This window comes from Pontibacter sp. YIM B11418 (assembly GCF_059278805.1).
Map to the genome: position 1 here is coordinate 34,596 of NZ_JCAEMH010000009.1, position 24,045 is coordinate 58,640.

Consider the following 24,045-nt stretch of genomic DNA (forward strand, 5'->3'; position numbering starts at 1 on the left):
CTCTTACAAGTTTAAAGCTCTTATGATGACACCGCAAGCACCACACCTCTCTACCGGCGCCAACGGCGAAGACCTGGCCTGCGACCTGCTGCACCAGAAAGGCTATCACATTTTGCAACGCAACCTGCGCATGGGTAAAGCCGAGATCGATATTATTGCCCGCCAAAATGATGTGTTGGTGTTTGTAGAAGTGAAAACCCGAACCAACGATGAATTTGGTTACCCGGAGGAGTTTGTAAACCGCCGTAAACAGCGCATGATCCTCAACGCGGCGGACGCTTATATCGTGAAAACAGGCTGGCAGGAGGACATTCGCTTCGATATTATTGCCATCACGATGAGCAAACCGCCGGAACTGTTCCACATCGAAGATGCCTTTCATTGATTCAACGACATTGTATCTTGTGCTTCTTCTAAAGTTTCACAGAGCGGCTACTCCCTGCTTATTTCCAGCTATATGCAGCCATGTTCGCAATCTTCCTTACAGCGTCATCAGACAAGAACGGGTACTGCTTCTTAAGACGTTCTACAGCCAGGTTATAAGCGGTATTAAGCTCCAGCGTCAGCCAAAACTCAGACTGGCTTGCAAAATCATAGATCGATATTATCCCATGCAGTATACCTTGGCCATACTGCAACTCGATTTCCTGCTTCGTCTCCGCTGTCCACCATGTTTTGAGATGCGCACTGATCGCCTCATTGATTCTGCTTTCGTCGGTTGTAGACATGATGTAGTCGAAGTGAACTGGTAGCCGAAAATGGGGAATAACTTTACAGAGAGCAGTAGGCTATACCTATACCTTAACGGCTCGAAGCCCGCTTGTCCAGCTTGTCTTTCTCGAAAATGAGGGTACCGTGGCGGTCGTATTGCTTCACCAGGACTGGCTCTGCCTGTGGTTCGTAAGGTGTTTTGGGGTATTGGTATTCGAACTGGCGGCGTGCCCTGAAGTCGAAGTGCTTCACCCAGAGACCTACTTTGCGGCCTTTCTGGTACTGTCCCATCCACTCGAGTTGCCCGTTCTCATAAAAGCGGTAATAAGTCCCCTGAACCTCGCCATAGGCATAAGGGATCACTTCTTTTATCTTTTTGGTGCCCTCGTAATACTTCACCACGGCATCGCGCAGGTAGCCTTTCTCAAAATGCTCCTTTGCCAGCAGTATACCATCGCGGTTGTAGCGTTCCCAGCGCAGGTGTTTGGTGCCGACATAAAAGTAGCCTGCTTCGATTACCTCACCGGCCTGCTCTTTTTTGTAAGGACCATGCAAAACTTTGTGCTGCTCCGGGTCCAGTTCGCCGCGGCTTTTGTAGAGTTTGCGACGCTTGGTATCGTAGTAGTATTTTTCGGGAGCATAAGGATCAGGCTGCTGAAACTCTACTAGGTAACTGAAGGATTCAATTACCTCCCGGGGACCACGGCCACCCGTCTTCACGTAGCCACGAGCTACCCTGTCGCCCATGAAGTAGCGCTTGTCGGCTTTCTTCTTGCGCTTTTTTGGTTGTTTTTCCTCTACCTTATCCAGCGAATCGCCTATCTGCACAGTAGGCTTGGCGGTATCAGCCAAAGCAATAGCATCAGCTTTTGAGCTCTCTTTTTCAGCGGCCCGGCTCAGGTTGTAGTCGCTGTTGTAAGCCGTGGGCTTGCATGCCGCAACACCCAGCACCACAGACAAAACAAACCCGACAAGATAGAGCATGTGCCTCATGTGTTTTCGTTCAGATAAATGCACTTCTGTTGTTTCCAAAAAGCTATACCTTGTTTAAGGTAACGTAAATATGCAGATAAATCATATACCTGCCAACTACCGGTCTGCCAGGTATAGTCCCTATAACTTTAAGCCCGGCGCCTTAGTTCACCAAAAGCCCCTCAAAACGAAAGCGACACCCAGTCAGGTGCCGCTTTCGTGCTGTTAAGTGTAATTATGAAAAGTACTGTTATTCTTTGTCGATCAAATCCACGCTGCGCTTCACGAAGGCAGTCAGAGCTGAGCCGGAAAGCATGTTCTGCGACAACAGGGCCAGATCGAAGGCCTGACGGGCGATGCGCTCTTTGTTGTCGTCTTTCGCTTTGAGGATGCGCTGGTTGATGCTGTGGTTCGCGTTGATGGTCACGTTATAAGTGTCCGGCATGTTGCCCATGAACATCATACCGCCACCGCCACTCTTGCTCATGTCCTTCATGCGGCGCATGAATTCCGGCAGTGTAATGATCACCGGCGCATCGTCCGGAGCCATCGGCGCTACTTCCACCTGCATGTTCTGGTTGCTGATAGCCGTCTCATAGATCTTCTTCAGGTCCTCTTTCTCGGTATCGTTCAGTACACTCTCTTTGGTTTCGTCTTTCTCGATCAGTTTGCCGATCGTTTCAGAGTCCACACGCTTGAGTGAAGTCTTCTCCAGCTTCTGCTCCAGCATGCCGATAAAGTGACTGTCTATAACCGAGTCAAGCTTGAGCACATCGTAGGCGCGGTTTTGCGCGGCTTCCACGAAGGCGTGCTGCTTGTCGGCGTCGGTGGTATAAAGCATCACCAACTGGTCATTCTTGTCGGTTTGGTTGGCCTGCGTCAGCGCCCTGTACTCCTCTAAGGTATAGTACTTGCCCTCGGTGTTCTGCAGCAGCACGAAGTCCTTGGCTTTTTCATAGAACTTGTCATCGCTCAGCATGCCGTACTTGATGAACACGTTGATGTCTTCCCAGTTGGTCTCGAACGTGGCTCTGTCCTTCTTGAAGATCTCGTTCAGCTTATCGGCCACCTTTTTGGTGATGTAAGTGTTGATCTTCTTCACGTTGGAGTCGGCCTGCAGGAACGAGCGGCTCACGTTCAGCGGAATGTCCGGCGAGTCGATCACGCCGTGCAGCAGCATCAGGAACTCAGGCACCACGTCCTTCACTTCGTCGGTAATGAACACCTGGCGGGAGTAGAGTTGAATCTTGTTGCGCTGTATCTCGAAGTCGTTTTTCAGTTTCGGGAAGTAGAGTATACCTGTCAGGTTGAACGGATAGTCCACGTTCAGGTGAATCCAGAAAAGCGGCGCTTCTGAGAATGGGTATAGCTCTTTGTAGAAGTTCTTGTAATCCTCGTCCGTCAGTTCAGACGGTTGCTTGGTCCAGATCGGGTTCGGGTTGTTGATGATCTCACCTTCGAACTCCACCGGTACTGGCAGGAACTTGCAATATTTGTCGAGGATGGTGCGGATGCGGGCTGTCTCCAGGAATTCTTCTGAATCGGAAGCCACGTTCAGGATCACGTTTGTTCCCTGGTCTTCCTTATGCGCCGGAGCGATGGCAAATTCGGTGCTGCCGTCGCAGGTCCAGTGCGCTGCCTCTGTGCCTTCTCTGTACGATTTAGTAACGATCTCCACACGATCAGCCACCATGAAGGCTGAGTAAAAGCCCAGACCGAACTGACCGATGATCTGGTTCTGCTCACCGGCATCCTTGTAGCGCTCCACAAACTCAGTAGCTCCCGAGAAGGCGATCTGGTTGATATACTTCTTGATCTCCTCGGCTGTCATACCGATGCCGTTATCTGAAATTGAAATGGTTCGGGCATCTTTGTCCACTTTCACCACTACTTTCAGCTCGCCCAAATCACCTTTGTACTCGCCAATGGCAGACAAACGCTTCATTTTCTGAGTGGCGTCCACGGCATTACTCACCAGCTCACGCAGAAAAATCTCGTGATCGGAGTAAAGAAACTTCTTGATGATCGGGAAAATGTTTTCGGTGTGAATCGAAATATTACCTCTTTCTTCCATGTGCTATACTTTTAAAATCTATCTTTTAATAAGTGATGTCTTTGAAACCAATGCCTGCAAAAAGGACAAGGGAATTCCTGCCCAAGCGCTTTCAAATCCTGTTCCACAGGTATAGAACCAGCCTGTTTGTGACAGGTTGTCAGAAAACATCCGCTATACCTTCTGCGTTAAGGAGCACACAGGTATAAAACTTGTTGTTTTGGCATGATTTCGCTGTTTGCTTTGGCAACAGATTGAACCTGAGCAAGCGAAATGTTTAATTGTTGATACAACAATGTTGAAAAACGATTATCTTTGTTTTATAGCCTTGCTTTAGGTGTACCGGTTCACAACATATATCGCCCTTTTTCTGCTGCTGCTGTTCACGCGCGCCATGGTGCCGGACCAGTTGCTGCTTAGCCTGCACAGCCATGCCCACACAGCGCATAGCCACCCAGGCGACCAGAAAAACGCGCATGTCGAGAAGAAGCACAACCACTGTCCGGTCGAGGATTTGTTTGGAGCGCCCTATCAAAGCGCCACCACAGTCTATACCTTTGCAGCACCTGTTGTACTCACAAAGTATACCGCCCGGTATACCCAGTACTCGGCTTTTAATTCATTTGCCCGCCTCAAACTTCGCGGCCCGCCCGCACTCGGCTAAACCTTTCGCTTTTTTTCCGGTCTTACGGCGTGTCGCCTCTCCCGACACCTGTCTTTAGGCTGGTTTATCAGTTTTGCATACCTGCTGCCCTGATGCGACGCTGTGTGCTGCCTGCTGGTATCCTGTTTATTTTCCTGGCATAATAGCTATACCTATACCTGCGGTTTTTTTTCAGCCGACGGGTTAGAGGGACGCTGTAGTCTATACCTTATACCTAAATTCTAAACATTCTGTGTTCAGATCTAAATGCATTTTCCTGCTGTTGTGGCAGTTACTCCTGATTGCTCCTCTTGCAGTGGCGCAGGAGCAGCTATACCTGGACGGCGACAATCCGGAACAAGACTGCGGCCTGACCCTCTCGGGTAAGGTGCTGGACCACGACACCCGGGAACCACTGATCGGCGCCACTATTTATATAGAGGAGCTGCAGCGGGGCACGTTGTCGGATGAATACGGCAACTACCATTTTCACCATTTGTGCCGCGGCAGCTATACCTTAAAGGTGACCTACATCGGCTATGTAACGGAAAGGCCTTCGCTTCGGATGACCACCTCTACCGTGCGAAACCTGACCCTGCATATCGATGCGCAGCAACTGGAAGCTGTAGAGATTACCGGAAGCCGCCTGCAGGAGCAGGCGCAGGCAACCGAAACGCTGCAAGGCCGCGAACTGGAGGAAACCCGCGGACTTTCGCTGGGCGAGTCGCTGAAAAAGCTGACAGGAGTAAGCTCTGTGCAAACAGGCCCAACTGTTTCCAAGCCTGTTATACATGGCCTGTTCGGCAACCGCGTGGTGATCATGAACAACGGTGTGCGGCACGAATCGCAGCAGTGGGGGAACGAACACGCCCCGGAAATCGACCCGCTGAACGCCCAGCAGATGCGGGTGATCAAAGGGGCGGCGGGGGTGCGCTACGGCTCCGATGCCATTGGCGGCATTGTGCTGGTAGAGCCTAGTCCGTTACCGGACTCTGCAGGTATAAGCGGCGAGTTTACCCTGATTGGCAGTACCAACAACCGCATGGGCACGGTAGCCGGCATGGCAGAGGGCAGGCTTCGGCAGTTGCCGCTGAGCTGGCGCCTCCATACCTCTGTTAAGAAAGCAGGCAGTGCGCAGGCTCCCAGGTATAACTTAGACAACACAGGCTTTGAAGAGCAGAACTTGGCAGCTACCCTAGGCTATAAGCGGCAGCGCTTCGGGGCAGAACTCTACTATAGTTACTTCCACACCAAGCTGGGCTTTCTGTCATCGGCGCACATCGGTAACCTGACGGATCTGGCCAACGCTATCGGGCGGGAACAGCCGGAGGAGACGGGCAGCTTTACCTATACCATTGCCCGCCCTTACCAGGACGTGACACACCACCTGCTCAAGGCTAAGGCTTTTTACCAGACAGGTGAGGCCGGTGAGTTGCAGTTCACCTACGGGTTGCAGCAGAACGTGCGGCAGGAGTATGACCGCCACCGCAACACCGGCGACCGTCCGCAACTGGACCTGGACCTGCAGACGCACACGACCGAGCTGGTATGGGAGCACAAGCCGGTTGCTAATCTCTCCGGAAGCATGGGGGTATCTACTATCTGGCAGAATAATACCTATGCTGCCAACACCAGACCCCTGTTGCCATACTTTATCAATACCACGATCGGTGCTTTTATCTCGGAGAAATGGCGAAAGGATAACCTGCAACTGGAGGCGGGCATCCGCTACGACAACAAATCGCTCGACATTAAGCGGTGGAATCGTACGGAGGGCGTGCTGCGCCCGTCTTACACGTTTCATAACTTTTCCGGAAGCTTCGGTGCACTGTACGACCTGGGCTACCACGTTACGCTGAGTGCCAATGTGGGCTACGCCTCCCGAGCACCGCATGCTTATGAGTTGTTTGCCAACGGGCTGCACAACAGCGCGGCTTCTTTTGAGCGCGGCAACCCGGAACTGATTTCAGAAGATGCCGTGAACACGATGGCCACTTTCAATTACCATTCTAACCCCCGGCTGAACGGGGAGCTTAGTCTCTATTACAACACCATTAACAATTACATTTACCTGCAGATACTGCCAGACTATGCGCTAGGCATAGGGGGCGCCTACCTGCAGGCCGAGTACATGCAGGCCGATGCGCGTTTCTGGGGGGCGGACCTTAACTTGGACTATGCCCTGACCAACCGGCTGACGCTGAACAACAAAACGTCGCTGGTATACGCCAAGAACAGGGAAACAGACAGTTACCTGCCGTTCATTACGCCTGGCCGCACCGACAATACCCTTCGTTACAGCTTCGAGAACAGGAGTGCCTCCCGGCTATCTGACAGCTACCTGGCGCTCGGGGGGTTGTATGTAGGTCGCCAGGGCCGTTCTGATGCGCAGTCTGATCCTGTTTTAGCCGCACCTGATGCTTATTTCCTGCTGCACGCCGAGGCGGGCACGCAACTGCAGTTCGGGAAGCAACAGGTGGAGCTAGGTATAGTGGGCAGTAACGTGCTCAACACCAGCTACCGCGATTATCAGAACCGTCTCCGGTACTTTGCCGACGAGATGGGCCGCATGATCATGTTCCGCATCAAGGTCCCGCTGTAGTCACCTTTATTTTTAGAGATTCAATTAATTAAACCTAAAACAGTTTAGTAATCATGAAAAAATCATTCAGACCATACCTCGCTTTTCTGCTAATGGGCAGCTTGCTCACTTTTTCGGCTTGTAAAGATGAAGAGGATCCGGAGCCAGACCACGAGCACGATGTGGTAACCACTGTGACCCTGACGCTTACACCTGCCAATGGTGGCCAGGCAATTACAGCTACTTGGGAAGACCTGGACGGCCCGGGCGGCAAAGCTCCGGTAATAGATCAGTTAGTGCTCAGCGCCAACACCACATATACAGGCTCCATCGCCTTTGCCTCTGAGGAAGCGCACGGCGATCACCACGACACGCACGATCTGACAACGGATATTCGTGAAGAAGGAACAGCACACGAGATTTTCTACCAGGTGACGCCACAGAGTCTGGTTTCTTTCAGCAAAACCGATAAGGATGCCAATGGCCGCCCGATAGGTTTGGAAACATCGGCAACAACCAATGCTGCTGGAACAGGAAAAGTACGTATTCTACTGAAGCACCAGCCGGGCACAAAGAGCAGCACCAGCAACGAGAACACCGGCGAGACGGACGTGGATATCACGTTTAACACCAAAGTTCAGTAGCCTTTAGATAGCTGCATAACACAAAAAGGGGGAGCCAGTCGGCGCCCCCTTTCTCATTCATCACATAGGACTAAATGATTGAGTTGTGAAAAAGCGGCTTCCGGTTTAGCAGTGGGCCTTTATAACTACAGCATTGTATTTGGCGTAAATCCGCTTAACCAGCTGCCTGGAAATGCACTGGCACTTGCAGCGCTCCATCTTCTGAATAAAACACTATATTTAGCCCCTGATTAACTGGAGAATCCTCACGAAACTAAAAAGCATGAACAAACTACTCAGACCATATCTCGCTTTCCTGCTGATGGGCAGCCTGCTCACTTTTTCTTCCTGCAAAGATGACGACGAGCCAGGTCCGGAGGATGAACAGGAGGTAATAACTGCTGTCACCATCTCGCTGACCCCGACCGGAAAAGGTCAGGACACAGAAGCAACCATCAGTACCCTGACCGGTACACCGGTACAGAACGCACCGCTCACACTTCGGCCAGGCACCGAATACACGGCTGTGGTGACCATAACCGACGAAAGCAAAAACCCTGTAGCCGATATGACGGCAGAGATCAAAAACGAGCGTGACGAGCACCTGCTTGTGTATACCTTCACACCGGATGCAGGCAGCAATGCGACAGTAAATGTGGCCATCACCGACCTTGATCAGAATAACCGCCCTGTCGGGCTAGAGTCTACTGTGACAACTGGGTCAGGTATAGGCAATGGCAAGTTAAAAGTAGTATTGAAGCATCAGCCGGGAGGTCTCAAAACGGGCACCAACACAACTGTCGGCGAAACGGACGTCGATGTGAGCTTCAATGTGATCGTGACGAACTAAGCGCTCTCTCAGAACTCATAAAAAAAGACCGCAGCAGGTATAGTCCGCTGCGGTCTTTTGATTTTTGGTGTCAAGTATAGAACATGATCCTTATCTGTTGTCCACTAGCGCTATACCTGTTCGAGGTTAGTTGGCTTATACCTTATCTGCCAGATACAAGTCGGCAAACTGAACCAAGCCGAATTGAATACGCTCAAAATCTACGTTATAACAACACTAGCGGCCAAGGAGTTGTTGCCCCATCAGCATCTGAATGGTTTTGCCGATGCGGTTGGCACGGGTTTCAGGTCGTTTGGCTTCCTGCACGGCCAGCACGTGTTCTTTGCGGTGCGTAAAGGCCAGCTTCTCAAATGTCTCCAGCAACCCAGCCGACTCCAGTGCTTCGCGCAAGTCCTGCGGTATTTCTACTGTTCTGTTCTTGCGGTCTATACCTGGCGCATCAACCCCAAACTTAGACGGCGCGCTTCTTTCGGATTCGTGTTTGAACCGCAGCGAAGACCATGTATCATCTATCGCCACCTGCCTGACCGCAGCGTATCCTAAACCTGATACCACTTCCCAACCGTTATCGCGGTTCAGATCCGATTTTATACCTGACGATTTCTTGGGATAGGCTATCCAAAGCTGCCCATTTGGTTTGAGGGAAGGCACGGCAAGTGGCACGTAGTAGTTGAGTTCGCGACTATCGGTGGCAAACACCTGAACGGCATCATAGGCTATACCTATAGCAGGTGTACTGTGTACGTCTATACCCTGGGCCGTTAGAGCCTCCGCTATACCTGCCTGTGCATTGAGCACCAGCACCTGCCACTCTGCTTTTAGATTTAATTTATTGGCTATGTCCTGCATCATCGTATACCTATTAGAGCTCTAAACTAACAGAAAAATCGTAATTTTGAGTATGATCATATACAACGTAACCATCAATATCGACAACAGCGTGGCCGAAGAGTGGCTGGACTGGATGAAGAGCACGCACATACCGGAGGTGATGGCCACCGGCTATTTCCTGAACAACCAGATAGCCCGCCTGCTGCACGAAGAGGACAATGGCGGCACCACTTACGCGGTGCAGTATACCTGCCGCAGCCTGGAGGACCTGGAAGAATACCAGCGCGACCATGCCCCCGCCCTACAGGCGAAGGCACAGGAGCGCTACCCGGAGAAATACGTCGCTTTCCGCTCTTTGCTGGAAATCGTTGGCCGGGATGTGGAACGAGAGTAGTAATCAACTACTGCTGATAAAAAACTGGCCCGTGCTTAGGTATAGCACGGGCCAGTTTTTATCTGACTGCGTAGTGCCAGAATGCTTATTCAAGGTATAGCTTCACCCAATGGACCGCGAACAGCACACCAACAAGGCATAAACTACCACTCTTTAGTTAGCGCTGTATCCTTTGATTTGTTCTTCGTTGAAGTTACAGTTGATCCATTCGCCATCCAGGTTGGCGCCTATCTTTTTATAGAACGCGATAGCCGGCTCATTCCAGTCCAGCACTTGCCATTTCATGCGTTTGGCACCGATTTCCTTCGCCTCTTGGGCGACGGCGTTGAATAGCATTTTGCCGATGCCGCTACGGCGTAAACGCTCGGTCACCACCAGGTCCTCTAGGAAAAGCATCTTCCCTTTCCATGTGGAATACGCCATATAGTAAAGTGCTATACCTACTATACCTTCTTCGGCCTCGGCCACAAAGAACTTAAAAATCGGGTTTTCCCCGAAGCCGTCCCAGTGCATATCCTGAACCGTGTTGGTCACTTCATCCGGCGCCTTCTCGTACACAGCCAGCTCTTTTATTAAATCGTGTACCTGAGGCAAGTCGTCTATGGTTCCTCTTCTGATGTTGATCATTTCTGAATTGTTAATTGCTGTTTGTTCATTGTTACCCCTTCTGCCCCAATGACGCCAACTTAAGGGCTATTCTATCATTTCGACTTTTGGGAGAAATCTGAAATGTAGTTAAGGTTCTGAAATAATCCAGATCTCTCAATTCTTTCGAGATGACAGTTTAGATTCTCTATTCCTGAAGTTGATAGCATACTTTCTTGCCCCTAAACGAAATCTTCTTGCACGATTCGGACAGGTCTACAGGTTCTCTATGCTACCTGAATCTTTTAAATTATCAAACTCCCCGACTTTCTAGCTCCCAAACTTCGTCTTCGCCTGTACCAGTTCTTTACCTGATTCGAGGCTTGTGAGTTTGTGCAGGAACGTATTAGCCTCTTCGGCTGGCCCGGCGGTGGCTACTACGGAGTCACCGATGGTGGTTTCGGCCTTAAAGATAATGTCTATTTCCTGTAGTTGCTGCTTTTCGAGCACTTCTACAGGTAGCGTTTCGAGTACCCATTGCAGGTAGCGGGTGTTGGTGACGTGGCGGTTCAGGTCGATGTCGTGCCAGCGGACGGGCATTTGCTGCTCGTAGCTGACCTGCTCCAGTTGCGGCAGTTTGCCTTTGGCGAAAGGCAATGGCTCCTGTCCTGGCACTACTTCTATGGCCGTGATAAAATCGGGCACCGATACCAATTGGCGCTTCACTACGTCCATCACCAGCCATACGCTGGTTGCCTGCCCCAAGAGTTCGCGGTCGGCGCCGTATACCCTGAAGTCGCGGTGTAGGAAGACTCGCTCACGGCCCGAGGCCCAGGTCTCGACGGTTATCTTTTCACGGTGCTTCGGGTAGCGGAACATCTCGACACGCATGCGCTGCAATATCCAGGTGAGACCGCGCTCCAGCAACTCATACATCGAGATACCCATGGTAGCCGTGTTGTCCCAGGCGGCTTCCTGCATGTAGCCGACCAGCGCCGGCAAGGTCGCCTGACCGTTCAGGTCTGTTTCGGTTGAGCGCACGGTAAATCCGCTCTGTCCTGTCGTTGATCTCATAGCATGTGGGGTAGTTCGCTTTGCAAGGTACGCAAGAATCAGGGTTGGGGTCAAGCCAGGTTATAGCTGTAATAAAGAAGCACACCTACTGCAGGTGTGCTTCTGTTGTATATTGTTATGCTGTTTATAATGTTAGTGAGATCGTCCAAAAAAGACCCCTGCACTCATCGCTATCATCATTAATAAGTAAAACGCCAGCATAACTATTGTCAAAATACCCAAGAGCTTGAAAAGCGATTTCAGGTTTTTGAAGGCGTGCGTAACTGTCGCTTCATCGTCTCGGTCTAGTCCTGCTAGCATCTTGGTGGAAAACCTGTGCAGGTATAGAACCGGCAATAAATAAAGCGCCCCAAAAAGCAGATAAAACAGACTCAGGAAGGCCTCACTGATCGCTCCACCGCCAAGGCTAGTGCCCATGAATAAAGCCATAATCCCAAACAGGACCATTAGGCCAACTCCTACAAAACCAACAATGGCCAAGAACTTGCCCCACCTTGCCGTGTTCTGCAGAAAATCTCTTGACTCTAAATTAATGCTTAACCCTTGAGGCTGCTCGTTGTAAAATTCTGTATCCATTCAGTTATCGTTTAAGGTTGGACGACTATCTAAACATAACAATATTCCTATATAAATCAAATAAACTTCCTGACCGGCACTAAAAATAAAAAGCCAGCACTGCATCGCTGCAGCACTGGCTTTTCTGGTTTCAAATATCAGCTATACCTGTTACGGCTGCTGCTTGGCATACGGGTTCACACCCATGTTCTTGTACATGAACGCCCAGGTATCGGCCCACTCCTGAATCACCAGGGAAGTCGGCTTGCCGGCACCGTGGCCTGCACGCACATCTACCCGGATCAGGTATGGGTTGCCCGGAGCACCTTTGTCCTGTAGCTCAGAAATGAACTTGAAGGAGTGCGCTGGCACCACGCGGTCATCGTGATCGGCTGTTTTCACCATTGTAGCAGGGTATTTTACGCCTTCTTTGATGTTGTGCAGCGGCGAGAAGGTATAGAGGTTCTTGAATTGTGCTTCGTCGTCAGAAGAACCGTACTCCGGTACCCAGGCCCAACCGATGGTGAACTTGTGGAAACGGAGCATGTCCATTACACCTACGGCAGGAAGGGCTACTTTTGCAAGTTCCGGACGCTGGGTCATGAAGGCACCTACGAGCAAACCACCGTTCGAGCCACCACCCACGGCCAGTTTCTCGCTGGAGGTATACTTGTTGGCAATCAGGTACTCTGCTGCCGCGATGAAGTCATCAAACACGTTCTGCTTGTTCGGCGTCATACCCGCCTTGTGCCAGTCTTCGCCGTACTCACCGCCACCGCGCAGGTTCGGCATGGCGTATACGCCGCCGTTCTCCAGCCACAGCATATTGGCAATGCTAAAGCTTGGCGTAAGCGAAATGTTGAATCCACCATAAGCGTACAGGTAGGTCGGGTTGTTGCCGTTCAGCTCCAGGCCTTTCTTGTGCACGATGAACATCGGCACTTTGGTACCATCTTTTGAGGTATAGAACACCTGCTTGGTCTCAAACGCCTCCGTGTCAATGTCTACTTCTGTCTTGCGGAACAGCGTTACTTTGTTGTTCGGCACATCGTAGCGGTAAATGGTTGGAGGATAAGTGAAGGACGTAAACGTAAAGAAGGTCTCTTTGTCGTCTTTCTCACCACCAAAACCGCCTACCGTACCGATTGACGGCAATTCTACTTTATTCAATTGCTTGCCGTTAGTGTCGAATACCACCACTTCGCTGGCGGCATCTTTCATATAAGAAGCAATGATGCGACCTCCTACGAAGGATACGTTGTTCATCACATTCTCATTCTGCGGCACTACTACTTTCCAGTTCTGCTCCTGTGGCTTCTTCGGATCGATCAGCACCAGGCGGTAGCGTGGGGCGTTTTTGTTGGTACGCACCAGCAGCTTATCACCGATGTTGTCCACCACGTTGTACTCCGACTCGAAATTATCGATGATCGGCTTGATAGTAGACTTCGGATCTTTCAGGTCACGGTAGTACAGGGCGTTGGCACCGCTGGCACCTTCCGACACGTTCAGGATCAGGAAGCGCTCGTCGTCTGTGGTTTGGCCGTAGAAGTTGCGGAGCGGCTTGGTTTTGTCTTCGTACACGAGCTTGTCCTGGCTCTGCGGCGTGCCGATCTTATGGTAGTATACCTTGTGGTACTCGTTCTTATTGGCGAGTTTGTTGCCTTCGGTCGGGGCATCGTAGCGGCTGTAGAAGAAGCCGTCTTTGTACCAGCTCGGGCCGGAGAACTTCACCCACTCCACTTTGTCATCGAGCTTCTTGCCGGTAGCCACTTCCATCACTTCGTAGGTGTTCCAGTCAGAACCGCCGCTTGAAGTGCCGTATGCCACATACTTGGCGTCTTTGTCGAAAGCCAGTGCGGTCAGAGCCACTGTACCGTCAGTGGAGAATTTGTTCGGGTCGAGGAACTCTTTCGGCTCGCTCTCCAGGGAGTTCTGCACGTAGAGCACGCTCTGGTTCTGCAGACCATCGTTTTTGTAGAAGTAATACTTGCCGCCTTCCTCGAACGGGGCGCCATAGCGCTCGTAGTTCCAGATCTTGGTCAGGCGATCTTTGATCTGGTCGCGGAACTCAATGCCATCGAGGTAGTTAAAAGTTACTTTGTTCTGCGCCTCTATCCACTGGTCCACTTCTTCGTTGTGAGTTTCGAGCCAGCGGTAAGGGTCGGCCACCTTCGTTCCGAAATAATCGTCGGTGTGGTCTACTTTTTTGGTTTCGGGGTAATTTAGTTGAATTTCTGTTGGTGTGTCAGCAGCCGTTGCGGGCGCCGTTGTTGTGGTTTCGGTATTCATGCCAGTGGCGGTATTCTCGGTTTGGGTGGATTTGCAGGCCGAGACGGCGGTCAGGCCGCCTGCCAGTAAAAGGACAGTTGTTTTTTTCATACAGATTTATCGTTTGGACATAGGTCTAACATGCAACTAAGATAAACATTTTACTTCACAATAGGTATAATCGCCCTCTAGGTGCTCAAAATGGGCATACGATACTTCTCAGGAATCAGCAACGTATGCTCATAAAATATCTTTCCGGTCAGCACATACAAGCAATGCATCTGTGCACTACATTTGTTGGCTTTTTTTAAGAAAGCAGATTCTTTATATATGATAAACGAAGAAGAAGAGGGAGTAGAGTTGCTGCATTTCGAGCAGATTGCGGACAGATTGTCTGACAAGGGATATGCGATTATCGATAATTTTTTACAGCCGGACGAGGTTCGTAATTTGCTGGAGGTGCTGCAGCACCAGCATGAAGAAGGCACTTTCAAAAAAGCCGGCATTGGCCCCGCAGAAAGCGTTACAGTAAATAAACAGGTACGCGGCGATTTTATCCGCTGGATCGAGCCATCAGAAGCATTGCCTCCCACCCAGATTTTCCTAGACCGTATGCACGAACTACTGCGCTACATCAACCGCACCTGTTTTCTGGGGCTCAGGGACTTTGAATTCCACTTTACCGTATACCCTCCGGGCACGGTATACCAGCGCCACCTCGACCAGTTCAGGACCGATGACCACCGTCGCCTGTCGTTCATTTGCTACCTGAACGAAGACTGGCAGCCTGAAAACGGGGGCAACCTGCGCCTATACCTGCCTAACGGAGACGGTTCGGAAGAAGAAGTGGATGTACTGCCTATTGCCGGTCGCCTGGCCTGTTTCCGTGCTGACATGATCCCGCACGAGGTATTGGCCGCTAACCGCCACCGCTACAGCCTCACCGGCTGGATGCTAGACCAGCTGAACGAGCTGACGTTTTTGTAGGATCAATGCTTTAAGCGGGATACCAGGTTACTGCGCAAAATTAATTTCCGTGCTGTCACCGATGTTGAGGCTGTGGCTGAGGCCTTTGAAGCTGGCGTCGGAGCCGATGATGGAGTCGTGCATCACAGCGTTTTGCAGCTCGGAGTAAGCTCCAATAATAGAGTTGCTCAGCGAAGTGCGCGAAATAGTGGCGTTCTCACCAATGGCTACATTAGGCCCGATGATGGAATGGGTGATGTTGCAGTTAGCGCCAATGCTCACCGGCGGAATAATGATGTTGCCCGGATATTCTTTTGAGTAATCCATATCCCGAAAACGGGGGCGGCTCAGAATTTTGGCATTGGCTTCGAGTAGGGTTTCTTTGCGGCCGCAGTCAAACCAGTTGTCTACGTTCCAGGTCACCATTTTCTCGCCCTGCCGGATCATGTGCATGAGCGCATCGGTGAGGTGGTACTCGTTGTGGGTATGTATACCTTCGGTGATAATGTATTCGAGTGAGCTCACCAGCTTTTCAGGATTCATGATCTTGTAGAGGCCCACCAGCGCAAAATTCGATTTCGGAATCTTCGGCTTCTCCACCAGTTTCACGATGTACTCGTCGTTCCCGACTTCCGTTACGCCAAACAGCGAGGGCTTTGCCACCTTTTTCACACCCAGTACCGATTTAGGGGAAGCGATAATGGCAGGCAGATCCGCCTCAACAATGTTATCGCCGAGCATGATGAGCACGCTCTCTTCGTGGCGGTAGGTTTCGCGGGCGATCCAGAGGGCGTGTCCGAGCCCTTCGCGGGGCTCCTGCACTACAAACTGCGCCCTGATCTCAGGATATTTTTGCCGAACGTAGTTTTCCACCTTGTCGCCGAGGTAGCCAATGATGAATACATAGTCCTGTATACCTGCCTGTATGAGCCGCTCCACAATATGGCCCAGTATTGTGTTGTCTGCCACCGGCACCAGCGATTTGGGCTGGGTATGTGTGTGCGGACGGAGTTTAGAACCAACACCAGCAACAGGAATCACGACTTTCATATACTACACATTTGCAGCAATATAGTAATTTTTCGTCAAGATTTAGTGGATAAAGAGGAGGAAATGAGGAGGAAGTTTAGATGGAAATAATTGTCAGGAGCGAGGTATAGGGCTGCTATTACACGGAGTTACAGTACTAGAGAATTTACTGAGGCCGCAGGAACGCTTGCCATACCTGCCCCTCTTTATAAGGCGAGAGCCTTTATCTAAAAATGGGGTCTCGAATATTTTCAGTTTTTCAGGTATAGCTTCGTGGTTTCTTCAATCTAAGACGCTACCTTACTGAACATCCCCCTGCCCCTTCGAAGGGGAATTACCTCCCCTAGCCCCTCCTAAAAACAGGAGGGGGCCTTTCTGCCGTTGCCGATTTATTAGTATAAGGCGTTGTAGTTCCAGTCACACACCCCTGACAGGTATAGCAAGACTAACTTGCCCCTTCAACTATGAAACCAATAGCCTTCACCAGGTGCACCAAACGACACTCCACTGTTCGAGCGTTCAGCGAGTTTGGAGGGTCTTGATTTTTTTGCTTACTTTTTTCATCAAGGAAAAAAGTAAGTGCCCGCCGTACAGGCGAAACTATGAAACAATTCTGGTTGCTATACCTACAAGAAGCATCTGTTATGCCAAACATAGAGTCATAGCTTTACCTCCAAAAACCAATTTTACAACGTCATCCTATGTTTTCCGTAATCATATCGCTTAGCTTTGTACTTATATCGTATACAAACTATACCCCTCAATAAACATGAAAAAAATCTTCTTCTACCTGATCGGTTTCCTGATGATCAACTCGCTTTCGTCTTGTGGCTACAACACGATGGTGCAGAAAGACGAAACTGTGGAAACAGCATGGGCGAACGTGCAGAACGCCTACCAGCGCCGCGCTGACCTGATACCCAACCTGGTGAACACCGTGAAGGGTGCCGCTAACTTCGAGCGCGAAACCCTGGAAAGTGTGATCAACGCACGCGCCAAAGCCACCAGCGTGCAACTTAATGCGGATGACCTGACGCCAGAAAACCTGCAGCGCTTCCAGGCTGCCCAAAATGAACTGGGAGGCGCTCTGAGCCGACTACTTGTTTCGGTAGAGCGCTATCCGGAACTGAAAGCGAACCAGAACTTCCTGGAACTGCAGGCGCAGCTCGAAGGTACAGAAAACCGCATTTCGGTGGAGAGGCGTAAGTTCAACGAGTCCGTGCAGGATTATAACACAACAGTCCGGTCCTTCCCCAATAACCTGATGGCAGGCATTTTCGGCTTCGAACGCAAAGGCCACTTCCAGGCCGACCCAGGTGCCGAACGTGCTCCTACCGTGCAGTTTTAGACCTTAATTGCTAAATGGTTAAATTGTTAAATGGTTGGCTCGCTAATGATTTAACAATTTAACCATGCAACCATTTAGCCATCAACAATATGCCTAAAGATACCATAACCGACGCGGACGAAAAGGTCATCATGGAGGCCATACAGCAGGCGGAGCGCAACACGTCCGGCGAGATACGCGTGCACATCGAGAACAACTGCGAAGGCGACGTGCTCGACCGTGCCACCGAGGTATTTGCCCAACTGCACATGCACCTGACCAAGCAACGCAACGGTGTTCTGTTCTATGTGGCCATCAAAGACCATCAGTTCGCTGTGCTAGGAGATGCCGGCATCAACGCCATCGTGCCCGACCATTTCTGGGAAGACATTACGGCTGAGGTGATTTCGCACTTCAAAAAACAAGAGTATGCAGCGGGTCTTGCCAAAGGCGTGATCAGGGCGGGCGAGCAACTCAAATCGCACTTCCCTTACAACGACAAAGGCGATCTTAACGAACTGAGCGATGATATTTCGTTCGGAAAATAACACACCATGAAGCGATCTATTCTGTTCCTATACCTTGTTTTGTGTAGCACCCTGGCCTTTGCGCAAATCAATGATTTTCCGCCCAGGCCTAACCCACCGCGCCTGGTAAATGACCTGGCTGGCATCCTGAGCAAAGGAGAAATACAGTCACTGGAACAGAAATTGGTCAACTACAACGATACCACCTCTACCCAGATCGCCATTGTCACCATTAAATCCATAGGCGACTACGACGCCAACCAATATGCCGCCGAGTTGGGTGAGCAGTGGGGCGTAGGGGGCAGCAAAAACGACAACGGCCTTATCATACTGGTCGCGCTGGATGAGCGCAAAGTGGCCATACAGACAGGTTACGGCATGGAGCACATCATACCCGATGCCATTGCCAAACGCATTACCGAGCGCACACTTAAGCCGAACTTCCAACAGGGGGAGTTTTACAAAGGACTGAACGAAGCGACCAACCTGATCATTAGTCTGGCGAGTGGCGAGTACCAGGCCGACCCACAGGCCAGCCAGGGAGAAGGCGAAGGGCCTTCGCTGATGGCCATCATCATTATCGTCATTGTGCTGGTATTCATCATGTCACGCTTTAAAGGTGGCGGAGGCAGAGGAGGCCGTGGCGTGCGCACGCTCGGAGGACCAATTTTAGGTCCGGGTTCCTTTGGTACTTTCCGCACGGGCGGTGGCATGTTCGGAGGTGGTGGCGGCTTTGGTGGCGGAGGCGGAGGCTTCGGCGGATTTGGCGGCGGTTCCTTTGGCGGCGGCGGTGCCAGCAGTAGCTGGTAAGCCGCTATACCTGCTGGTTCTCTCCTAAACTCTACCACAACGTAGCCCATTTTCAACCTTTTGCAAGCGTTGTTGCCTTCTGTATATGATTCTGGCTTACTTGCCGTTACAGAAAGTATAGCTCCCCGAAAATCCGTATCTTTGCAAATGGAGGGGAATCTGCGCGTATGAAAATAAACAACGAAAACATTAAATCGAAGGTCGTCATCGGCTTCACGCTGGCACTTTCGGTGGTGGTTTTTGCCATTTACCTAACCTACAACAGCTTCACGCTGTTACTCAGCTCCGTTAACGTGCTGGCGGAACCAAATGCCAAGCTGGCCAAGCTGCAGCATACCCTCGCTGACATCGCCACGGCAGAAAGTGCTATCCGCGCCTATACCCTCACCACCGAGGACAAGCACTTCCGGGAGTACCTCGACAACCTGGGCAACATCAACAGCCAACTCGATTCGCTCTGTACCCTCATGCAGGATAATCCCGCTGAACTGGCTCAGATCGACTCGGTGTCTACCCTGCTGCTGGCTCAGCGAAAGAGCCTGGAGGAGCACGTGAACAAGAAAAAGGAGCAGCGCGGCAGCAACGCCTATACCGACAAAGCCCTGAAGCAGATCGCGTCGGCGGCTACCAGACAGCCTGCTACCACCACCATTAACCAGCGCACCAAAACAACCATATCCGACAGGCTGGCTTACAATACAGATACGGTAACGACAAAACCGCCACAAAACGAGAACAGGAAAGGCCTGCTGAACAAACTCTTTGGCAAACGAAACGAGCCAAAACAGCAGGAGGAGCCACCGCAGCCTATTGTTGTGCCGCAACTAAATGTAAAGCAGGAATATAGTGCCGATACCAGCAAAGCTGCACCAACCAACATGGCCTCTATTGCCAAGGTGCGCATTGTGCTCAAGGATGTGGAGCGTGAACTGCAAAAGCAGCAGGAAGCCATGGTGGCCAAAGAACTGGCGCTCCTGCAACAGGATAAACAGATTATGGACCAGGTGCGCCGCATGGTCTACGACCTGGAGCGCTACGAATTACAACAGGCCAGCCAGAATGCAGCGCAGGCACAGGAAGTAGCCAAAGAAACATCGCTTGTGCTTTTGCTGGTCGGCGTGTTCGGACTTGCCAGCGGCATCGCCTTCATTCTGATCATCCTCCGGGACCTTAGCCGTAGCAGCAGGTATAAAGCCGAACTGAAGCGCTCCCGCAAAGAGGCCATTCAGCTGGCACGCGCCAAGGAGGCCTTTGTAGCGAATATCAGTCACGAGATTCGTACACCGCTCAACGTAGTGCTGGGCTTTTCGGAGCAGCTGGGCCATACTCAATTGCAGGAGCAGCAACAGGAGCATTTGCAGGCCATACATGGGGCAGGTCAGCACCTTCTGCATATTGTAAACGACGTGCTGGACCTCTCAAAACTCGAAGCCGGCAAGCTATACCTGCACATGGCGCCTTTCGAGATGAAGCAACTCCTGGCAGAGGTGGAACGCACGTTCCGGCTCAAGGCCAGCACCAAAAGTATTGGCTTCTCCTGCACGATGGATGAACAACTGAACGGTTACCTGTCAGGTGATTCGCTGCGGCTCCGCCAGGTGCTTTTCAACCTGGTAGACAATGCCATCAAATTCACCCACGACGGCGAGGTACGTGTATCGTGCATACTCAAATCGCAGCGCCGTAATCGCGCCGTGGTGCTGATTGAGGTATCCGATACAGGTATAGGTATACCGATGGAACAGACCGCCCATGTGTTCGGTGAGTTTAATCAGGCCGATGATTCGATCATCCGGAAGTATGGCGGCACGGGACTGGGACTGTCGATCAGCAAGAAACTAGTGGAGATGCAGGAAGGCTCGCTTACGTTGCGCAGCGTACCAAACGAAGGCACCACCTTCAGCATTGTGCTACCGATGCAGCGGGCAGCAGCACCCGAAACCGAGCCTATACCTCAGCCGCAACTTTCGGCCACCAATGTGCTGGCAGGCAAAGCCGTGCTGGTAATTGACGACGATGCCTACAGCCGTACCCTGTGCCAATTGATTCTGGGCCGCAAAGGCATGCAGGTCACGCTGGCTAATGACGGACAGGAGGCGCTGCAACTGATCAAAGAGAAGCAGTTTGACATTGTGCTCACCGATATACAGCTGCCAGGTATGAGCGGAAAAGCAGTTGCCAGAGCGATCCGGAAAGAGAATCCGAGTATACCTATCATGGCGCTCACGGCCAACATCATGAGCAGTAACAAGCGTTTCTTTGCCAAAACAGGTATATCAGACCATTTGCTCAAGCCTTTCACCGAACAGGACCTATACCTGAAACTCAGCAAAGCACTGTCTACTCAGGCTATACCTGGAGCGACTCCTGAACCCGCAACTCTAATTGAAAAGGGAAAGGAAATAGAGGTGACAGGTATAGCAGGCACTCAAGGTATAAATGAACCTCAAGGTATAGCAGGCACATCTGGTATTGCAGAATCGGAAGCCAAAGCACAAAAAACGAACGAGCCTATACCTACCACCTATACCTTAGATGAACTTCGTACTTTTGTGGGGGATGACCAGGAGGCGCTCTGGGAGATTGTGGAGGTGCTGGTAACGGATAATCGCCGCTCCGTGGTGCAATTGGCAGCTGCAGCGGCAGCTTTAGACTGGAATCAGGCGGGCGAACTGGCGCATAAGATGAGAACTGCTTTCCGCCATCTGCAGGCTCATGCCGTGTTGCCTTCCATTGATGCGCTCGAGCAGGTGCTGCACCAACCGGACTTACCAACCAACAACCTGCCTGCTATAGCCAAAGAACTGCAGCACGAGGCCACCCTGGTACTCACATCACTCGAAACGGAGCTCAGCAAACGCAAAAAAACTGAAGAAGCCGCCGCTTAAGCCTCGATGTTATACTGTCGCATTTTGTTGTAGAGCGTCTTGCGGTCAATGTTGAGCAAACGGGCTGCTTTGGATTTGTTATACTTCACGCGCTCCAGCATTTCGATGATCAGCTCTTTTTCGCTGCGCTCTGTAGCGGTGCGCAGATCTGTCACAGGCAGGGCTACCTGCGTGGCATCCGGTTGCGCCACAATAGTGGTCGGCTCAGGTATATGGTAGGCGATTTCGGGTGGCAAATCGTCTAATGTTATTTCGGAACCTTTGGCTAGCAGCACAGCACGCTTCACCACGTTCTTCAACTCCCGCAAATTTCCCGGCCAGCTATACCTTTCCAGCGCCACCATCACAGCGGCATCAAAGCCTGATACGTTGCGCTCAAGTTCGTGATTGGCTACTTGCAGAAAGTGATTGGCAAACTGCAGGATATCCGCCTTGCGGTCGCGGAGCGGGGAAATATTGATCTTGAACTCGTTGAGTCGGTGGTACAGATCTTCCCGGAACTCGCCCTTGCTCACGGCCTGCACCAGGTCCTCGTTGGTAGCCACAATGATGCGCACGTCCACATCAAGGTCGGTGTTGCTGCCGATCTTGCGCACTTTGCGCTCCTGTATGGCCCGCAGCAGTTTCACCTGTATTTCATAAGAAAGGTTGCCGATCTCATCCAGGAACAGCGTGCCGCCATTGGCTGCCTCAAACTGTCCTTCTTTGTCGCCCATGGCACCCGTAAACGATCCCTTCACGTGACCGAATAGTTCGCTTCCGGCCAGCTCTTTGGACAAAGCACCACAGTCTATAGCGATAAAGGGTTTGTCGTGGCGCTTGCTGCGCTGATGTATTTTGCGGGCCACATACTCCTTGCCCGTGCCGCTCTCGCCTTCTATGATCACCGACATATTAGTGGGCGCAATCAGGGCGATGTATTCCTCTAACTGGTTGGACTGGGGGCTGGCACCCTTCACGAAAGTAAAGCCGCCCTGCGCAGGTATAGCGGGCTTCGTCGCGACATGGCCCTCACGCCCAAGGGTCAGGGCCTTTCGGATGGTCAATAACGTCTCGTCCGGATTGATGGGCTTGGCCAAGTACTCAAAGGCACCCATTTTGATGGCTCTCACAGCTGTGCGAATGTCGGCGTAGTGCGTCATCAGGATGACAGGTACTCGGGTATCGAGCACACGGATTTGCTCAAGCAGTTCCAGCCCGTTTTTGTCGGGTAGCCTGAAATCGGTCAGGATCAGGTCGAAGGTGTCGGCTTTGATTTGGCTGAGGCCTTCGCCGGCGGTATAGGCGGTTTTTACCTCATACTGCTGACGTTTCAGGAACGTGCTCAGCATCAGGCAAAAGGTAGGATCGTCGTCGATTAAGAGTATCTTGGGCATAATCATAAGCAATATACACAACCGCGGGGCAGGGGGAAAATGTTGCCCTAAAATAACGTGCTCGGCCGGGCATTCCGACTGTTTACCGAAAAGCGGCGCTTAAGGTTGGGTATAAATGCGGCGGTAGGGCGTAAAACAGAAAAGCCTCCGCTAGGCGGAGGCTCGTTCCATGATACTAGGGTCGCTAGTATTCAATCTATGTGGCTTATTTTTGGTCTTGGATAATGTTGCCTTTTTCATCAATGCGAACCTTGGCGCTCTGCTGCTGCTCGTTGGTGAAGAAGATTTCATACATTGTTTTGGCACCCTGGCCTTGCGCATTAGCCTGTGCGTTAACATTCTGCGCATTTTGGTTGGCCTGCTCAGCACGGTTCTCCATACCCTGGGCATTGGCGCCGGCGGCATTTGCATTAGGTGTTACGCGGAACACCTCTACAATCTGCCAGCTGCTGAATGCTTCGGCAGTCAGTGCCTGCTGTACTGGCTCCGGAAGCTCTTCCTTGGTAATGGCTTCGCGCTTCTCTTTATCATCCTGCGCTGCAGTCTGAGTGGTGGTTTGCGTCTGCGTTGCAGTTGTTACCTGTGTCTCAGTCTGCGCCTGCTGCTCGTAGTTTACCTGATTTTCAGTTTCAGCCTTCGTCTCAGTTTCTACTTCGGTAGTTTGCTCTACTTTCTGCTTCTTCTTCGACTTCTTCTTGTTCTTGTCAGTCTGCGCGTTCGCGTCAAGTGAGGCAAAGCCAAAGAATGCGATGGCGGCTGCCAGGTAGGATATTTTTTTCATAGTTTTATTCTGTCGCTCAAATTTAATTTTTCATTTGGCCTATAAGTCAAAACTATGCCAAAACTATATATTTAAATTAAATTACTGACAGACAGCGTATTGCACAAAAAAAGCAAAACTCCCCAAACTGTGGAATCCTCTGCGTAGTGTGGCGGAAATTCCACAGTTTGGGGAATACAAACTGGGTAATCAGGTATA

Annotated in this window: 22 protein-coding genes; 11 read left to right on the forward strand and 11 right to left on the reverse strand. The window is 51.2% G+C overall.

The features are described from left to right. Window positions 1–22: 22 nt before the first annotated feature. Complete coding sequence (locus AC4QZR_RS18925) at window positions 23–385, forward strand: YraN family protein (protein WP_494482315.1); 363 nt, start codon at window positions 23–25, stop codon at window positions 383–385. A gap of 58 nt (window positions 386–443) precedes the next feature. On the opposite strand, the gene AC4QZR_RS18930 is transcribed toward AC4QZR_RS18925, so the two are convergent. The 3 genes from AC4QZR_RS18930 to htpG all read right to left on the reverse strand — a co-directional run bounded on the left by AC4QZR_RS18930 (window position 444) and on the right by htpG (window position 3,757). Beyond that, window positions 444–728 (reverse strand): hypothetical protein, encoded by a 285-nt coding sequence (locus tag AC4QZR_RS18930; protein WP_494482316.1) that lies wholly within the window; start codon window positions 726–728, stop codon window positions 444–446. Between the two features lie 73 nt (window positions 729–801). Further along, on the reverse strand, window positions 802–1,704 hold the full coding sequence (locus AC4QZR_RS18935; RefSeq protein ID WP_494482317.1) for a toxin-antitoxin system YwqK family antitoxin: 903 nt from the start codon (window positions 1,702–1,704) through the stop codon (window positions 802–804). Between the two features lie 229 nt (window positions 1,705–1,933). Then, entirely contained in the window at window positions 1,934–3,757 is a 1,824-nt protein-coding gene (gene htpG, locus AC4QZR_RS18940) for a molecular chaperone HtpG (RefSeq protein WP_494482318.1), read from the reverse strand. Between the two features lie 316 nt (window positions 3,758–4,073). On the opposite strand from htpG, the gene AC4QZR_RS18945 reads away from it, so the two are divergent. From AC4QZR_RS18945 to AC4QZR_RS18960, 4 genes are all read left to right on the forward strand, one after another. Further along, a complete protein-coding gene (locus tag AC4QZR_RS18945) occupies window positions 4,074–4,400 on the forward strand; it encodes a hypothetical protein (RefSeq protein ID WP_494482319.1) in 327 nt (108 codons plus the stop codon). Window positions 4,401–4,632: 232 nt separating this feature from the next. Continuing rightward, a complete protein-coding gene (locus AC4QZR_RS18950) occupies window positions 4,633–6,981 on the forward strand; it encodes a TonB-dependent receptor (protein ID WP_494482320.1) in 2,349 nt (782 codons plus the stop codon). Between the two features lie 53 nt (window positions 6,982–7,034). Next, window positions 7,035–7,604 carry a hypothetical protein gene (locus AC4QZR_RS18955; RefSeq protein ID WP_494482321.1) on the forward strand — a complete coding sequence of 190 codons (570 nt, stop codon included), beginning with the start codon at window positions 7,035–7,037 and terminating at the stop codon, window positions 7,602–7,604. A 262-nt stretch (window positions 7,605–7,866) separates the two neighbouring features. Continuing rightward, a complete protein-coding gene (locus AC4QZR_RS18960) occupies window positions 7,867–8,433 on the forward strand; it encodes a hypothetical protein (RefSeq protein ID WP_494482322.1) in 567 nt (188 codons plus the stop codon). Between the two features lie 216 nt (window positions 8,434–8,649). Here the strand turns inward: AC4QZR_RS18960 and AC4QZR_RS18965 are convergent, their stop codons facing one another. After that, a complete protein-coding gene (locus tag AC4QZR_RS18965; RefSeq protein ID WP_494482323.1) occupies window positions 8,650–9,285 on the reverse strand; it encodes a YdeI/OmpD-associated family protein in 636 nt (211 codons plus the stop codon). Window positions 9,286–9,334: 49 nt separating this feature from the next. On the opposite strand from AC4QZR_RS18965, the gene AC4QZR_RS18970 reads away from it, so the two are divergent. Continuing rightward, entirely contained in the window at window positions 9,335–9,658 is a 324-nt protein-coding gene (locus AC4QZR_RS18970) for a DUF4286 family protein (RefSeq protein WP_494482364.1), read from the forward strand. A gap of 153 nt (window positions 9,659–9,811) precedes the next feature. On the opposite strand, the gene AC4QZR_RS18975 is transcribed toward AC4QZR_RS18970, so the two are convergent. The 4 genes from AC4QZR_RS18975 to AC4QZR_RS18990 form a co-directional block, all read right to left on the reverse strand. Then, on the reverse strand, window positions 9,812–10,285 hold the full coding sequence (locus AC4QZR_RS18975) for a GNAT family N-acetyltransferase (RefSeq protein WP_494482324.1): 474 nt from the start codon (window positions 10,283–10,285) through the stop codon (window positions 9,812–9,814). A 288-nt stretch (window positions 10,286–10,573) separates the two neighbouring features. Continuing rightward, complete coding sequence (locus tag AC4QZR_RS18980; protein ID WP_494482325.1) at window positions 10,574–11,317, reverse strand: acyl-[acyl-carrier-protein] thioesterase; 744 nt, start codon at window positions 11,315–11,317, stop codon at window positions 10,574–10,576. A gap of 132 nt (window positions 11,318–11,449) precedes the next feature. Further along, complete coding sequence (locus tag AC4QZR_RS18985) at window positions 11,450–11,893, reverse strand: DUF5362 family protein (protein WP_494482326.1); 444 nt, start codon at window positions 11,891–11,893, stop codon at window positions 11,450–11,452. A gap of 150 nt (window positions 11,894–12,043) precedes the next feature. Next, entirely contained in the window at window positions 12,044–14,254 is a 2,211-nt protein-coding gene (locus tag AC4QZR_RS18990) for a prolyl oligopeptidase family serine peptidase (RefSeq protein WP_494482327.1), read from the reverse strand. Between the two features lie 219 nt (window positions 14,255–14,473). Here AC4QZR_RS18990 and AC4QZR_RS18995 point away from each other — a divergent pair, with 219 nt between their 5' ends. Beyond that, a complete protein-coding gene (locus AC4QZR_RS18995) occupies window positions 14,474–15,130 on the forward strand; it encodes a 2OG-Fe(II) oxygenase (RefSeq protein WP_494482328.1) in 657 nt (218 codons plus the stop codon). A gap of 27 nt (window positions 15,131–15,157) precedes the next feature. Here the strand turns inward: AC4QZR_RS18995 and AC4QZR_RS19000 are convergent, their stop codons facing one another. After that, window positions 15,158–16,159, reverse strand: coding sequence for a sugar phosphate nucleotidyltransferase (locus tag AC4QZR_RS19000; RefSeq protein WP_494482329.1), 1,002 nt, complete (start codon window positions 16,157–16,159; stop codon window positions 15,158–15,160). Window positions 16,160–16,907: 748 nt separating this feature from the next. Between AC4QZR_RS19000 and AC4QZR_RS19005 the strand changes: the two genes are divergently transcribed. From AC4QZR_RS19005 to AC4QZR_RS19020, 4 genes are all read left to right on the forward strand, one after another. Next, window positions 16,908–17,486, forward strand: a complete 579-nt coding sequence (locus tag AC4QZR_RS19005) for a LemA family protein (RefSeq protein ID WP_220626875.1) — start codon at window positions 16,908–16,910, stop codon at window positions 17,484–17,486. An 89-nt stretch (window positions 17,487–17,575) separates the two neighbouring features. Further along, complete coding sequence (locus tag AC4QZR_RS19010; protein ID WP_494482330.1) at window positions 17,576–18,013, forward strand: TPM domain-containing protein; 438 nt, start codon at window positions 17,576–17,578, stop codon at window positions 18,011–18,013. A 6-nt stretch (window positions 18,014–18,019) separates the two neighbouring features. Next, a complete protein-coding gene (locus tag AC4QZR_RS19015) occupies window positions 18,020–18,802 on the forward strand; it encodes a TPM domain-containing protein (RefSeq protein ID WP_494482331.1) in 783 nt (260 codons plus the stop codon). Between the two features lie 167 nt (window positions 18,803–18,969). Beyond that, window positions 18,970–21,690 carry an ATP-binding protein gene (locus AC4QZR_RS19020; RefSeq protein WP_494482332.1) on the forward strand — a complete coding sequence of 907 codons (2,721 nt, stop codon included), beginning with the start codon at window positions 18,970–18,972 and terminating at the stop codon, window positions 21,688–21,690. Here AC4QZR_RS19020 and AC4QZR_RS19025 read toward each other — a convergent pair. Together AC4QZR_RS19025 and AC4QZR_RS19030 are read right to left on the reverse strand one after the other, a co-directional pair. After that, complete coding sequence (locus tag AC4QZR_RS19025; RefSeq protein ID WP_494482333.1) at window positions 21,687–23,066, reverse strand: sigma-54-dependent transcriptional regulator; 1,380 nt, start codon at window positions 23,064–23,066, stop codon at window positions 21,687–21,689. The two genes, AC4QZR_RS19020 and AC4QZR_RS19025, sit on opposite strands and share 4 nt — an antisense overlap. Window positions 23,067–23,271: 205 nt before the next feature. After that, window positions 23,272–23,847, reverse strand: coding sequence for a hypothetical protein (locus AC4QZR_RS19030; protein ID WP_494482334.1), 576 nt, complete (start codon window positions 23,845–23,847; stop codon window positions 23,272–23,274). Window positions 23,848–24,045: the final 198 nt, after the last annotated feature.

Coding starts and splice junctions, on each gene's coding strand:
- AC4QZR_RS18925 (WP_494482315.1), top strand. CDS start 23: ATGATGACACCGCAAGCACCACACCTCTCTACCGGCGCCAACGGCGAA.
- AC4QZR_RS18930 (WP_494482316.1), bottom strand. CDS start 728: ATGTCTACAACCGACGAAAGCAGAATCAATGAGGCGATCAGTGCGCAT.
- AC4QZR_RS18935 (WP_494482317.1), bottom strand. CDS start 1,704: ATGAGGCACATGCTCTATCTTGTCGGGTTTGTTTTGTCTGTGGTGCTG.
- htpG (WP_494482318.1), bottom strand. CDS start 3,757: ATGGAAGAAAGAGGTAATATTTCGATTCACACCGAAAACATTTTCCCG.
- AC4QZR_RS18955 (WP_494482321.1), top strand. CDS start 7,035: ATGAAAAAATCATTCAGACCATACCTCGCTTTTCTGCTAATGGGCAGC.
- AC4QZR_RS18960 (WP_494482322.1), top strand. CDS start 7,867: ATGAACAAACTACTCAGACCATATCTCGCTTTCCTGCTGATGGGCAGC.
- AC4QZR_RS18965 (WP_494482323.1), bottom strand. CDS start 9,285: ATGATGCAGGACATAGCCAATAAATTAAATCTAAAAGCAGAGTGGCAG.
- AC4QZR_RS18970 (WP_494482364.1), top strand. CDS start 9,335: ATGATCATATACAACGTAACCATCAATATCGACAACAGCGTGGCCGAA.
- AC4QZR_RS18975 (WP_494482324.1), bottom strand. CDS start 10,285: ATGATCAACATCAGAAGAGGAACCATAGACGACTTGCCTCAGGTACAC.
- AC4QZR_RS18980 (WP_494482325.1), bottom strand. CDS start 11,317: ATGAGATCAACGACAGGACAGAGCGGATTTACCGTGCGCTCAACCGAA.
- AC4QZR_RS18985 (WP_494482326.1), bottom strand. CDS start 11,893: ATGGATACAGAATTTTACAACGAGCAGCCTCAAGGGTTAAGCATTAAT.
- AC4QZR_RS18990 (WP_494482327.1), bottom strand. CDS start 14,254: ATGAAAAAAACAACTGTCCTTTTACTGGCAGGCGGCCTGACCGCCGTC.
- AC4QZR_RS18995 (WP_494482328.1), top strand. CDS start 14,474: ATGATAAACGAAGAAGAAGAGGGAGTAGAGTTGCTGCATTTCGAGCAG.
- AC4QZR_RS19000 (WP_494482329.1), bottom strand. CDS start 16,159: ATGAAAGTCGTGATTCCTGTTGCTGGTGTTGGTTCTAAACTCCGTCCG.
- AC4QZR_RS19005 (WP_220626875.1), top strand. CDS start 16,908: ATGAAAAAAATCTTCTTCTACCTGATCGGTTTCCTGATGATCAACTCG.
- AC4QZR_RS19010 (WP_494482330.1), top strand. CDS start 17,576: ATGCCTAAAGATACCATAACCGACGCGGACGAAAAGGTCATCATGGAG.
- AC4QZR_RS19015 (WP_494482331.1), top strand. CDS start 18,020: ATGAAGCGATCTATTCTGTTCCTATACCTTGTTTTGTGTAGCACCCTG.
- AC4QZR_RS19020 (WP_494482332.1), top strand. CDS start 18,970: ATGAAAATAAACAACGAAAACATTAAATCGAAGGTCGTCATCGGCTTC.
- AC4QZR_RS19025 (WP_494482333.1), bottom strand. CDS start 23,066: ATGCCCAAGATACTCTTAATCGACGACGATCCTACCTTTTGCCTGATG.
- AC4QZR_RS19030 (WP_494482334.1), bottom strand. CDS start 23,847: ATGAAAAAAATATCCTACCTGGCAGCCGCCATCGCATTCTTTGGCTTT.